Origin of the sequence: Lentzea sp. NBRC 102530 (assembly GCF_030269365.1) — a bacterium.
Classification (GTDB): Bacteria; Actinomycetota; Actinomycetes; order Mycobacteriales; family Pseudonocardiaceae; genus Lentzea.
Genome location: NZ_BSTF01000010.1, coordinates 200,526 through 212,076, shown reverse-complemented (window position 1 = coordinate 212,076; position 11,551 = coordinate 200,526). Strand labels below are relative to the sequence as shown.

Here is an 11,551-nt window from a genome sequence, read left to right as displayed (position 1 = left end):
ATCACACGAAACAGCAGTGCGGAACGCTCAGGAACGCCATTGGCGCAGACCGTACCGACTAGCCCTGGCGCTCTTCCAGCCACTTTTCGCGGTGCACCCGCCAGCGGTCGAGCATCGTGCCGAGTTCGGCGTGCGCGAACCGGAAGAACTCGCGGGTCTCGTCCAGCCGCAGCCCCGCGTCGGTGGCGGGGCCGAGCGCATGGACGCCCTCGGTGAGGATCTCGTCGATCATCCCCAGCATCTGGTCCTTGCGGAACGTCGCCTCGAACCAGACGTTGTCGCGCATCCGGTAGACGTCGCGGCGCGATCCGGGCTCGCGTTCGCGGCTGACGATCTGGACGGTGGTCAGGTAGCGCACCGCGCCCGACACCGCCGCCGGGGAGATCTGCAGCAGGTCGGCGATCTCGGCCGCGGTGAGCCGTCCCGAATCCGTCGTCAGCAGCGCCGCGAGGATGCGAGCCGGCATGCGGGGCACGCCGGTGTCCGCCAGAATCCCGCCGAACCGTTCGACGAACTGGCTCACCGCCTGCGTGTCACGCTCCGTAGTACTCGTCACGGCGGCATCATCCCCTTTCGTCAGCCGATCGGGCAAAATTTACGTGCTTCACGAAGTTGTGAAAGAAGTGTAGCTTACGCGGCATGACATCCGCGATATCCGTGTCGGGCCTGGTGAAGACCTTCGGCCCGACGCGTGCACTGGACGATCTCCACCTGGACGTCCAGACCGGTGAGGTGCACGGCTTCCTCGGCCCGAACGGTGCCGGCAAGTCGACGACGATCCGGATCCTCCTCGGCCTGCTGCGTGCCGACTCCGGCACCGCGCGGCTGCTCGGCGGCGACCCGTGGAAGGACACCGCGGCCCTGCACCGTCGGCTCGCCTACGTGCCCGGCGACGTCAACCTCTGGCCCAACCTGACCGGTGGCGAGGTCATCGACCTGCTCGGACGGCTCCGCGGCGGCCTGAACAAGGCCCGCCGCGAGGAGCTCCTGGAGCGGTTCGAACTGGACCCGCGCAAGAAGGGCCGCACCTACTCCAAGGGCAACCGGCAGAAGGTCGCGCTGGTCGCCGCCCTGTCGAGCGACGTCGAACTGCTCATCCTCGACGAGCCGACCTCGGGCCTCGACCCGTTGATGGAGGCCGTCTTCCAGGACTGCATCAACGACGAACGCGAGCGCGGCCGCACCGTGCTGCTCTCCAGCCACATCCTCGCCGAGGTCGAGGCCCTGTGCGATCGGGTGAGCATCATCCGGGGCGGCCACATCGTCGAGACCGGCACCCTCGCCGACCTGCGGCACCTCACCCGCACGTCGATCTCCGCCGAGCTCGCCGGCCCGCCCGGCGGCCTCGCGGACCTCAGGGGCGTGCACGACCTCGTCGCCGAGGGCAACCGGGTCAGGTTCGAGGTCGACTCGGACGAGCTCGACCCCGTGCTCAAGCAGCTCGTGTCGACCGGCGTGCGCACGCTGACCTCGCAGCCGCCGACCCTCGAAGAGCTGTTCCTGCGCCACTACGAGGACGCGAGATGATCGGCACGGCCTTGATCGGATCCGGCCACCTCGTCCGGCTGGCGCTGCGCAGGGACCGGATCCTGCTGCCGATCTGGGTGCTCTTCCTGGTCGGCGTCACCTACTCGACGACGACCGCGCTCGAGGAGCTGTACGGCACGCAGCAGTCACGGGACCTGCTGGGCATCACCGCGAACGCCAACTCGGCGTTCCTCGCCATGCTCGGCCCGTTGCACGACTGGTCGTCGCTCGGCGGTCTGGTCGTGTGGCGCTGGGGTGTCTTCTCCGGCCTGTTCATCGCGATCATGGCCATGCTGGTCGTCACCCGGCACACGCGCGCAGAAGAAGAAGCCGGCCGTACCGAACTCATCAGCGCCACGGTCGTCGGACGGCACGCGTCACTCACCGCCGCCGTGATCGTCGCGGGCGGCACGAGCCTGCTCATCGGCGTGCTCCAGGCGCTGGCGCTGATCGGCAAGGACCTGGACCCGGCGGGCGCGTTCGCGTTCGGCCTGTCCACGGCCAGCGTGGGCCTCGTGTTCACCGGCGTCAGCGCGTTCACCGCGCAGCTCTCGGAGAACTCCCGCGTGTCCAACGCGATCGCGGGCGGCTTCCTCGGCGTGACCTACATGTTCCGGGCCGCGGGCGACGCGGCGGGGGAGTCCGGGCCGCAGTGGCTCACCTGGCTCTCGCCGATCGGCTGGACCGAGCACGTCAGGTCGTTCGCGGACAACAGGTTCTGGGTGCTGCTGCTTCCGCTCGTGGCGTTCGGTGTGCTCGTGGGCGTGTCCGCGTACATCGTGACGCGACGGGACGTGGGCCTCGGTCTGCTGGCCGCACGTCTCGGACCGCCGACCGGAACCATCGGCACGCCGTTCGGGCTCGCCTGGCGGTTGCAGAAGGGTTCGCTCATCGGCTGGTCCCTCGCGTTGTTCGCGGTCGGCGTGATCTACGGCAGCGTCGCGCAGGCGGTCGGGCAGATGGTGCAGGACAACCCGACGCTCGGCCAGATCGTCAGCAAGATCGGCGGCGCCGACGCGATGGTGGACGCGTTCTTCGCGACGGTGACGCAGTTGCTCGGCCTGATCACGTCGATCTACCTGGTGCAGGCGATCCTGCGGCTGCGCTCGGAGGAGACGTCGTTCCGCGCGGAGCCGATCCTCGCCACGCCCGTGTCGCGCTGGGGCTGGGTCGCGTCGCACGCGGTGTTCGCCCTGGCCGGCGGTGCGCTCGTGCTGGCGGCGTCCGGGCTCGGGCTCGGCCTGGTCTACGGCGTCCAGATCGACGACGTGGGCACCGTCCTGCCGAAACTGCTCGGCGCGGCACTGGTGCAGCTGCCGGCGGCCTGGGTGATCGCGGGCGTGGCGTTGGTCCTTTTCGGACTGTTCCCCCAGCTCACGGCCGTGAGCTGGGCGGCAGTGTCGGTGGCGCTGGTGCTCACGTTGCTCGGCCCGGCGTTGCAGCTCGACCAGTGGATGATCGACGTCTCGCCGTTCACGCACGTCCCGAAGTACCCGGACATCACCTTCGGTCCGCTCGCCTGGCTCACGCTGGTCGCGGTGGTGCTCCTGGCGGCGGGGGTCGCCGGGTTCCGCCGGCGCGACGTGACCACGTGATGATCGCGGGGATCGTGATCAGCAGACCGGCGGGGACCAGGAACCCCAGCAACGGGTGGGACTGGTAGAGCGGGACGAACGCCAGCGGGGCCGCGGCCGCGCCCATGAAGCGCAGCGACTGCACGACACTGACGCTGCCGCCCCTGTTGGCGTTCTCGCTCTGCAACACCAACGCGTTGATGCTCACCAACACACCCTGACCAGCAGCACCGGTCAACGCCCAGCACAACACCACCACGGCGGCCAACGGCGCCGTGCCGACCGCCGCGACCATCGCCGCGCCGAGCGTGGCGCCGAGGATCGCGGTGGTGCCGGCGCCGAACCGGTCGATCGCCTTGCCGACGTAGCGCGCGGTCAGGAACCCGACGATGCCGAACCCGGTCAGCAGCACGCCGCGCTGGCCCGCGCTCAGCCCGAAGACGTCGTCCAGCCGGAACGCCACGAGGAACGACAACCCGCCGAGACAGCCCCAGCCGATGAACCCGACCAGCGCGGGCCACAGCGTGCTCGGCACGAACGCGCTGCGCAGGCTGGCGTCGCGTTCGGGTTCGGCGTCGGTCTGCGGCACGCCCAGCACCGCGAGCCCGACGGCGACGACGGCGATCACCGCGAACGCCAGCCGCCAGTCGATCTCGGCGGTCAGCCCGCCGACCAGCGGCGCGGACGTCTGCCCGGCCGCCTGCATCGACCCGAACAGGCCGAGGGCGCGCCCGAGCTTCTCCTTCGGCGTCGAGGCGGCGATCACCGCGAGCAGCACCGGCGTCGTGAACGAGTTCGCCGCGCCCTGCAACGCCCGTGAGGCCAGCAGCACCTCGAACGTCCACGAGCAGGCGGCGAGCGCGGACGTGACGGCGTAGGCGACGTACGCGATCCGGACGGTCCGTTGTGGACCCCAGCGCTGCGCCAGCGTCCCGGAAGCCAGCATCAGCACCGCGAACGGCACCAGGTAGTACGTGAGCGTCGCCGCGGCCGAGCCCGGTGACCGGCCGAAGCTGGCCCCGATCTCCGGCAGGATCGACGTGGTGACGGCGCCGCCGAACGGCCCGATCACCGCGCCCGCGTACAACCCGGCGCGTGCCAACCGTCCCACAGACACCTCCGCCGCCCACCCTATTGCGGTGAGCGGCGGAGAGCGCCGAAAAGTGGTTGTTGTCGCTAAGTTTTAGCGGCGTGGCGCGGAACGTTGCCGTGAATTCACCGCCGACGTTCCGCGTCACGCCGCTAACCGCCGAGCTTCGCGGTGAAACCCTGCGTCTGCTCCCGCACCCCGGCGAGGTTGCCCTGGAACGACTCCCGGACGTCGCTCACGGTCGTGTGCGGGCCGTTCTCCCCGAGGGAGTCGACGGAGGAGAGGGGAGCAGCACTGGCGGGAGACACGGCCAACAGCACGCCGCCGCCCGCAGCGAGACCGACAGCGATCTTGCGCACGAGGGACACGGTGGTTCCTGTCTGAGAGGTGGATCTTGTACCCATTCCTCGGCATGTGGAAACCCGTACTCGATCACTCGGAAGCGTGAAAAAGCCGTCCCGGCCCAAATGACCGGGACGGCTCCTGACCTGCGTGAAGCGAGCTCAGCGGCGGAGTTCACCCGGATCGTGGACGGTGCTGCCCTGCGCGGTGTGCACCACGACCTTCCACGTGCCGACCTCGCCCCCCTCGGGCCCTGGCCACCACGCGGTCCACCACTCCGAACCGGTTCCCGCCGTGATCACCCGACCGTCGGCCAGCTGGATCTCGACCTTCGTGACGTCGGGGCCCTTGCGTCCGACGATCCGCGAGTACTGGTCGTCGCCGCTGCCGCTCGAACTCGACGTCTCGTACGTCACCCCGGCCCCGCTGAGCGGTTCGACCTGTCCGTTCGTGAGCAACTGGTAGTTGAAGACCTCCTCGCCGATCGCCATGCACTCGGCGAGGCCGGCGTCCTTCTTCAGGATCAGGATCGTCGCGATCCCGCGCTGTTCGGCGAGCACGACGTCCGTCGCCGCCGGCGCGCTCGCGCCCCACTCCGACGCACACGCGCGGGCCTGCGGGAGCACCAGGTCGGAGGCGGGCTGTCCCGGCGTGGGGGTCCACTGGGCGAACGCCTCGTCGGTGGCGCCGGGAACGAGGGCGATCCCCGCCAGCACGCTCGCGGCGGCCGCCGTCGCGGCGAGTCCGATGATCGTCCGGCGCGACCGGGACGAGCGCTCGGAGGCGTGCGTGCCGCCGATGACGCGCTCGACGTGGGCGGTGGACCGGACCCACTCCAACTGGCTCGGCTCGCGGTCGCGCGCGGGGTCCAGGTCCTTCAGATCGGTCATCATGCGCGCACTCCTGCGGGTGCTCGTCCGGGTGTGGGGTTCAGGGCCTGCTCCAGTCGCTGCCGCGCGCGTTTGAGCCGCATCGCGAAGGTCGTCCGGCGGCACCGGAGCACGGTGGCGGCCTGGTCGGCGGTGAGGCCGTCGAACGCGACCAGCGCCAGCACCTCGCGGTCGGCGGCGCTCAGCGTCCGCCAGGCGCGGGCCAGGTCGAGGCGTGCCGCGACCTCGGCCGACCCGTCCGGCACCAGCTCGTCGAACGACGACGCGATCCGCACGTCCAGCGCGCGTCTGCGGCGCAGGCCGCGGGTCTGGTTCGCCATGGTCTTGCGCGCCACCGCGAACAGCCACGGCCGGGCGTCGTCCGGCACGTCGGCGAGCCGCCGCCACGCGGTCAGGTAGACGGAGGAGACGACGTCCTCGGCCTCGGCGGGAGGCACTCGCCGTTCCACGAACCGCAGCAGGTCCGGGTAGGTGCGGCGGTGCAGGTCCCGGAAGCGGTCCTCCCTGCTGCCAGGTGGGGATTCCCTCATGTCGTCCTTTCGGTGGTGACCCTTCACCCCCTACCTGTCCGGCAGGTCCGCGGTCGTCACACCCGAAAACGAAGAAGGCCCCCGGAGCGGGGGCCTTCTCTGCTGCTTACTGGCGGGGACCGGTCGACGGCCAGCCGGGGCCGCGGCCACGGCGGCGCAGGTAGCGCTCGAACTCCGCGGCGATGTCGTCGCCGGACGCCTCGGTGATCTGCATGGCCGCGTCACCGCGCTCTTCCAGCGCCCGGACGTAGTTGCGGACGTCCTCGTCCTCGTCGGCCATCTCGGAGACCGTGCGCTCCCACTCCTCGGCCTGCTCGGGCAGCGCGCCGAGCGGCACCTCGATGTCGAGGACCTCCTCGACCCGGTGCAGCAGGGCCAGCGTGGCCTTGGGGGAGGGCGGCTGCGAGACGTAGTGCGGCACGGCCGCCCAGAACGAGATCGCCGGGATGCCGGCCTGCACGCACGCGTCCTGGAACACGCCGACGATGCCGGTGGGGCCCTCGTACTTCGAGTGCTCCAGGCCGAACTTCTCGGCCGCGTCCGCGTCGTAGGCGGTGCCGGTGACCGGGACCGGGCGGGTGTGCGGCGTGTCCATGAGCAACGCGCCCAGCGTCACCACGGTCGTCACCCCGAGCGCGTCGATGTGGCCCAGCAGTTCCGCGGCGAACTTGCGCCACCGCATGTTCGGCTCGATGCCGTGCACGAGGATGACGTCCACGTCGGAACCGGGCGGGCGGCACACCGACAGCCGCGTCGTCGGCCAGTCGACCCGGCGCGTGACGCCGTCCACCAGGCGCACGGACGGGCGCGTCACCTGGAAGTCGTAGTAGTCGTCCGGGTCGATCTCGGCGAGCGGGGTGGCGTCCCAGGTGAGTTGGAGGTGCTCGATCGCGGTGCTGGCGGCGTCACCTGCGTCGTTCCAGCCTTCGAACGCACAGACCATGATCGGAGCCGTGAGCGGGATGCGCGGGTTCGAGGGGGTCGGGGATTCCTGGGACGGATCGTTCACGGCGCCAGACTACGGGTTCGGCGAGTCAACTCATCGGAGGCTTGGCCCACGGGTGATCGTGAAGCGTCGCGGTTGCTGAAAGCCCTGGTCAAGCGGGGTTGTCGGCGCTAATGGTGCGATGCCGTCGAAACCGGCACTCCGGTCCGAAGGGCGTGCGTGGTGGCCCGACCTGCGGCGAACTGCCCGGCGAGAACGCGTATCGTGACTGGCTGGAAGTCCGTGGACTTGGGGGTCCAGCTCATCGAAGCGCTGGCCGAGCACTCACCGGCGCCTTCGTGGCGCACCACCCGGAGGCGAAGTACTTCGATGTCTGACCTGCACGCAGTCCTGTGGGACATGGACGGGACGCTGCTGGACTCCGAGAAGCTGTGGGACATCCCGCTCTACGAGTACGCGGAGAAGCTCGGCGGCGTGTTGTCCCTGGAGACCCGCGAGCGCATGGTCGGCACCAACGTGCCCACCACGATGCGGCTGCTGTTCGCCGACGTCGGCATCGAGCCGACCGACGCGGACCTGACCGACGGTGCCGCGTGGATCTCCCGCCGCACCGAGGAGGTCTTCCGCGCCGGGCTGCCGTGGCGTCCGGGCGCGCAGGAGGCGTTGAAGGCCGTCCGCGCCTCGGGCGTGCCGATGGCGTTGGTGACGTCGACCGAACGCGCGCTGACCGAGGTCGCGCTGGACACGATCGGCCGCGACCTGTTCGACGTGACGGTGTGCGGTGACGAGGTGGACGGGCTGAACAAGCCGCTGCCCGAGCCGTACCTGAAGGCGGCGCGGCTGCTGGGCGTGGACGCCGCGCGGTGCGTGGCGATCGAGGACTCGCCGACCGGGGTGGCGGCGGCGGTCGCGGCCGGGTGCACGGTGCTGGTGGTGCCCTGTGACGTCGAGGTGGAGGCGGGGGAGCGGCGGGTGTTCCGCGACTCGCTCGTCGGCGTGGACGTCGAGGTCCTGCGGGCCCTCTAAGGCGTGGTCGCGGGCGTCGGCGAACCGGAGTCCGCACTGCTCTCCTGATCGGGGGCGTCGTAGGTCAGCTTCACCTTGAGAGTGGCATCGGCATGACCGCTCACCACGACCACATTGCCCTTGATCGAGTAGCCGAGCCCGAACTCGACCTCGAGTTTGTCCGGCCGCACTGACCGCGCAGCGATTTTGCCTGCTGTCTCAGCGGTGGCGATGGCCGCGCCCACGATCACCTCGCGTGCGATGGCGAAGGCGTCCAGCACTCGCTTGCCGGCCTCGTCCAGCGCCGAGGTGTCCTCACTCCACGGCCCTGCCAGCGTCTCCACCTCCACCTCGACGTCGCCGATCCACATCGGTACGAGTTTGCCCGCCATCACGCCCTCCTTCGTCGTTGTCTGATCGTTCCGACGTGGATTCGTTGTTACCGAAGCGGAATTCCATCTCGTGGAGAAATCAATCCACTTAGGACGGGAGTAACGCGACGCCCCGTTGACCGCGATGGGCAGGCAGATCCGTCACGGGAGGACAGATGCCTGGTGATGAACGGATTCCGCCGTATCTCGGCCGGATCCTGACCGACTCCGAGGCTCCGGTGGGTACCTGCTTCCAGGTTGCCCCCGGCGTCCTGGTGACCGCGCAGCACGTGTTGCGCGGATTGCGGGCGGGTGGGGTCGGTTCGTTCGTCGGCGTGGACGCGCTCGCGGGTGACCAACCCGTGCTGCCGGCCGAGGTGGTCGCCATTGACGAGCAACGCGACCTCGCTGTGCTCCACAGGCAGGCGCCGTTGGCCGGCACGGTCGAAGCCGTCTCGCCGACGGACGTGGTGACACCCGGCACCAAGATCGTTGTGACCGGGGTGGCGAGGATCGACGATCCCGAACACAGCTACAAGTTCGTCGCCACGACGGGAGAGTGGCGAGGCGCGGTCACCAGGAACGACGTTCCGCAGGGCTACTTCACGTCGGACTCGGTGGCGCCGGGCATGAGCGGGGCTCCGGTGCGCCGAGCTGCCGACGACGTGGTGATCGGTGTGGTCTCCGCCCGCTACAACAGTGACAACTGGTTGAAGCACTCCGTGTGGACGGCACGCGTGGAGGACTTCCTCCCCCTCGTTCCCGGCGATCGCCGGCTGAAGACCGCCGGTCAACCCAAGGCTCGGGTGAGCCGGCGGGCAGCCGCCTTGCTGACGATCGCCGCACTGCTGCTGACCGTCTCGGCGACCGCGGGCGTCGTGCAGATCAGCCGGCAGCCGGTCAGCACCGCTACTCCGGCTCCGCCCGCCGCCACGACCACGACCCCTGTCGCCGTCCACAAGGGTGTCCAGCCGATGCCCACGGACGCACCCGTGGTCACCGTGATGGGAACCGAGCGGGTGCAGCGGCGCAGTGGAGGCGCGTCGGCGTTCACGGTGCCGACCAAGATCGAGATGACGGACGCCCAGGTTGCGACGTTCGCCGAAGTCTTGGACAACACCAAGGAACAGGTCTCCTGGTACGACCGCAACGGCGGTGTGCCGATCGGGTTCGGTCTGACCAAGGTGACGTTGATGGGCAGGGACAGCGTTCCCGTGCGCATCACCGACATCGAGGTGATCAAGGAGTGCGCGTCGCCGATCGCGGGCACGTACTTCAGCGGCTTCACCCAGGGCAGCCCGTCCGGAGTGGTGCAGCTCGGGTTCGACCTCGACGAACCGAGCCCCACGGTCCAGGAGATGGTGCTGCTGGACAAGACCATCCCCGATCTCATCGGCGAGAGCTACTTCGCCGAAAAGTCGATCGAGCTGCGTCCAGGTGAGCAACAGGACCTGGTGCTCGCCGCTCTCACGAAGACGCGGCACTGCAAGTTCAGCCTGAGACTGATCATCGCGGCGGCGACTGGTTCGTACTCGCTCGACATCGACGACAACGGCAAGCCGTTCGAGGTCAGTGGGATGGCCACACCGACCGCGCAGGAAGTGCCGCTCTCCGGTTACCAGGCCGCGTACGTGCGCAGCTACAACAACTGGTCACGCGTCGATCCCCGCACGTACCGCTCCTAGCGAGGCCGCGATGACAGTGAAGAAGCTCTTGGCGGTGCTCACGGGGCTGTGCCTCGTCGCCGCGGTCATGACGGTGTTCGTCCTGAGACCATGGGACCAACAGGCGTTCGATCCAGTGCTGCCACCGGTCAGTTCCGAGGCCACGGAGTCATCCCCTTCACCGGCCACAGTTCCGCCTGGTTCAGGCCGAGCCGACTTCCTCTACTTCACTCAAACACACCTCGTCCTCATGCGCGGTGAGCAGGTCGTCACCCGTCTGCGACGGTTCTTCGGACGGGACGCTCAACGGAACAAGGTCGTGTGGACGAACAGCGGGGACCACGTGGTGTTGTTCTCCGACGCTGACCTCCGTCCTGACCGGAAGGAGCAGATCGAGCTCATCGCCATCGACGTGAGCACCGGGGAAGAACGCCGTTACCCGTGCCGCAGATGCACGGACGTCACTGCCGTGGGGGCGGACAGCGTGCTGGTGAACATCGGTTCCGAGGATTCGGCTGTGGACGGTTTCCACACGATCGATCTGAAGTCCGCAGCCAGGCAGGAGGACCTGAAGTTCCCGCCCGCGCTCGGCTCGGCCAATCCGCGAAAGTTCCTCGCCAGCACCCGCAGCCACGTGATCACCGGGCAGGCCTCCAGCAGGGGCGGCTCTGACGTGGTGCTGGTGGAATTCGGTGCGGTGGCGGGAAAGAAGCTCGACCTGACCAATGGCTCGCCCTCGCTTGTCGTCCCCTACGAGAACGGCAGCGGTGAACGATATGCACTTGTGTTCGGCGGAAGCAGCGCATGCGGTGAGCGATCTTCGGTGCAGCTGATGGACGCCTATGGCACTGCGAAGAACACAGACACGTCCGCAATGATGCCGCCCGGCACCGGGAGTGGGTTTCAGATCGAGGATCTGTGGTGGACCGCGAGGGGCGAACTGAGGGCGACCGCCTCGTCGTGGACCTGTACCGATCTCACCGCGAACAACCAGGGCAAGCAGGTTCTGCGCAGCGCGGGGGACATGTGGGCGCTGGAGAATGGCAAGTGGGTCAAGCGCGACACAGGCCCCGTGACGAGAGTGCGTGAGCTGAGCGACGGCGCCACCGCGGTGCTGACCGTGCCGAGCTGCATAGGACGTGCCAGCTCGGAAGCGAACTGCTCGTACGGCACACTTGCGGTGCTGCGGAACGGTCAGCGCACCGTCGTCGACGAGAAAGCACTGTTTCTTTCCGCGCCTCCTGTCAGCGTGCCTTCACCACGACCGACGGCCAGTTCGATCGCGGTCGCCGCTCCTCCCGCCGCCTTCACCGGCACGTGGTCGCAGCATGCGGGTGGTCTCACCATCGACCCCAGCGGCCTGGTGACGATGAGTTACCAGTCGACCGCGACCGTGATGCCGACCTTCCCGGAACTCACGATGCGCATCACCGGGGTGACTGGTGCACAGGCCACGGCGACGGTGCTCACCAGCACCGACACGGCCCTGCCTCAGGGTGCTGTAGTGACGTTCGAACAGAAATCTCCCGGCTTGGTCATGACCGGTCCGGGAAATCTCGTCCTGCGTTGGTGCGATGCCGACAACCGGGCCAAGGGCAAGTGCGGGGCCTGA

Annotated in this window: 12 protein-coding genes; 5 read left to right on the top strand and 7 right to left on the bottom strand. The window is 68.9% G+C overall.

The annotated features are described in order from the left end of the window. Positions 1-58: 58 nt before the first annotated feature. Entirely contained in the window at positions 59-556 is a 498-nt protein-coding gene (locus QSK25_RS26555) for a GbsR/MarR family transcriptional regulator (protein WP_285642174.1), read from the bottom strand. Positions 557-639: 83 nt separating this feature from the next. Here QSK25_RS26555 and QSK25_RS26550 point away from each other — a divergent pair, with 83 nt between their 5' ends. After that, on the top strand, positions 640-1,527 hold the full coding sequence (locus QSK25_RS26550; protein ID WP_285642172.1) for an ABC transporter ATP-binding protein: 888 nt from the start codon (positions 640-642) through the stop codon (positions 1,525-1,527). After that, positions 1,524-3,122, top strand: coding sequence for an ABC transporter permease (locus QSK25_RS26545; protein ID WP_285642171.1), 1,599 nt, complete (start codon positions 1,524-1,526; stop codon positions 3,120-3,122). The genes QSK25_RS26550 and QSK25_RS26545 overlap by 4 nt, the downstream gene beginning before the upstream one ends. Here the strand turns inward: QSK25_RS26545 and QSK25_RS26540 are convergent. The 5 genes from QSK25_RS26540 to QSK25_RS26520 form a co-directional block, all read right to left on the bottom strand. Then, a complete protein-coding gene (locus QSK25_RS26540; RefSeq protein WP_285642169.1) occupies positions 3,052-4,212 on the bottom strand; it encodes an MFS transporter in 1,161 nt (386 codons plus the stop codon). The two genes, QSK25_RS26545 and QSK25_RS26540, sit on opposite strands and share 71 nt — an antisense overlap. Before the next feature lie 131 nt (positions 4,213-4,343). After that, entirely contained in the window at positions 4,344-4,550 is a 207-nt protein-coding gene (locus tag QSK25_RS26535) for a hypothetical protein (RefSeq protein WP_285642168.1), read from the bottom strand. Between the two features lie 144 nt (positions 4,551-4,694). Next, positions 4,695-5,426, bottom strand: a complete 732-nt coding sequence (locus tag QSK25_RS26530) for a hypothetical protein (protein ID WP_285642166.1) — start codon at positions 5,424-5,426, stop codon at positions 4,695-4,697. Next, the gene (locus QSK25_RS26525; RefSeq protein WP_285642164.1) at positions 5,423-5,953 is read right to left on the bottom strand and encodes an RNA polymerase sigma factor; all 531 of its coding nucleotides are present in this window, start codon (positions 5,951-5,953) and stop codon (positions 5,423-5,425) included. Before QSK25_RS26525 ends, QSK25_RS26530 begins: the two co-directional genes overlap by 4 nt. Before the next feature lie 106 nt (positions 5,954-6,059). Beyond that, the gene (locus QSK25_RS26520) at positions 6,060-6,962 is read right to left on the bottom strand and encodes a PAC2 family protein (RefSeq protein WP_285642163.1); all 903 of its coding nucleotides are present in this window, start codon (positions 6,960-6,962) and stop codon (positions 6,060-6,062) included. A gap of 306 nt (positions 6,963-7,268) precedes the next feature. On the opposite strand from QSK25_RS26520, the gene QSK25_RS26515 reads away from it, so the two are divergent. Continuing rightward, the gene (locus tag QSK25_RS26515; protein ID WP_285642161.1) at positions 7,269-7,925 is read left to right on the top strand and encodes an HAD family hydrolase; all 657 of its coding nucleotides are present in this window, start codon (positions 7,269-7,271) and stop codon (positions 7,923-7,925) included. Here QSK25_RS26515 and QSK25_RS26510 read toward each other — a convergent pair. Further along, a complete protein-coding gene (locus QSK25_RS26510) occupies positions 7,922-8,296 on the bottom strand; it encodes a CU044_2847 family protein (protein ID WP_285642159.1) in 375 nt (124 codons plus the stop codon). The genes QSK25_RS26515 and QSK25_RS26510 overlap by 4 nt on opposite strands. 155 nt (positions 8,297-8,451) lie before the next feature. On the opposite strand from QSK25_RS26510, the gene QSK25_RS26505 reads away from it, so the two are divergent. Together QSK25_RS26505 and QSK25_RS26500 are read left to right on the top strand one after the other, a co-directional pair. Further along, a complete protein-coding gene (locus QSK25_RS26505; RefSeq protein ID WP_285642157.1) occupies positions 8,452-9,960 on the top strand; it encodes a S1 family peptidase in 1,509 nt (502 codons plus the stop codon). A gap of 10 nt (positions 9,961-9,970) precedes the next feature. Next, positions 9,971-11,551, top strand: coding sequence for a hypothetical protein (locus tag QSK25_RS26500; protein WP_285642155.1), 1,581 nt, complete (start codon positions 9,971-9,973; stop codon positions 11,549-11,551).

What these genes read in the sequence shown, in the direction of transcription:
- QSK25_RS26500 (WP_285642155.1), top strand. Translation starts at nt 9,971, where the DNA reads ATGACAGTGAAGAAGCTCTTGGCGGTGCTCACGGGGCTGTGCCTCGTC.
- QSK25_RS26530 (WP_285642166.1), bottom strand. Translation starts at nt 5,426, where the DNA reads ATGATGACCGATCTGAAGGACCTGGACCCCGCGCGCGACCGCGAGCCG.
- QSK25_RS26505 (WP_285642157.1), top strand. Translation starts at nt 8,452, where the DNA reads ATGCCTGGTGATGAACGGATTCCGCCGTATCTCGGCCGGATCCTGACC.
- QSK25_RS26515 (WP_285642161.1), top strand. Translation starts at nt 7,269, where the DNA reads ATGTCTGACCTGCACGCAGTCCTGTGGGACATGGACGGGACGCTGCTG.
- QSK25_RS26510 (WP_285642159.1), bottom strand. Translation starts at nt 8,296, where the DNA reads ATGGCGGGCAAACTCGTACCGATGTGGATCGGCGACGTCGAGGTGGAG.
- QSK25_RS26545 (WP_285642171.1), top strand. Translation starts at nt 1,524, where the DNA reads ATGATCGGCACGGCCTTGATCGGATCCGGCCACCTCGTCCGGCTGGCG.
- QSK25_RS26550 (WP_285642172.1), top strand. Translation starts at nt 640, where the DNA reads ATGACATCCGCGATATCCGTGTCGGGCCTGGTGAAGACCTTCGGCCCG.
- QSK25_RS26525 (WP_285642164.1), bottom strand. Translation starts at nt 5,953, where the DNA reads ATGAGGGAATCCCCACCTGGCAGCAGGGAGGACCGCTTCCGGGACCTG.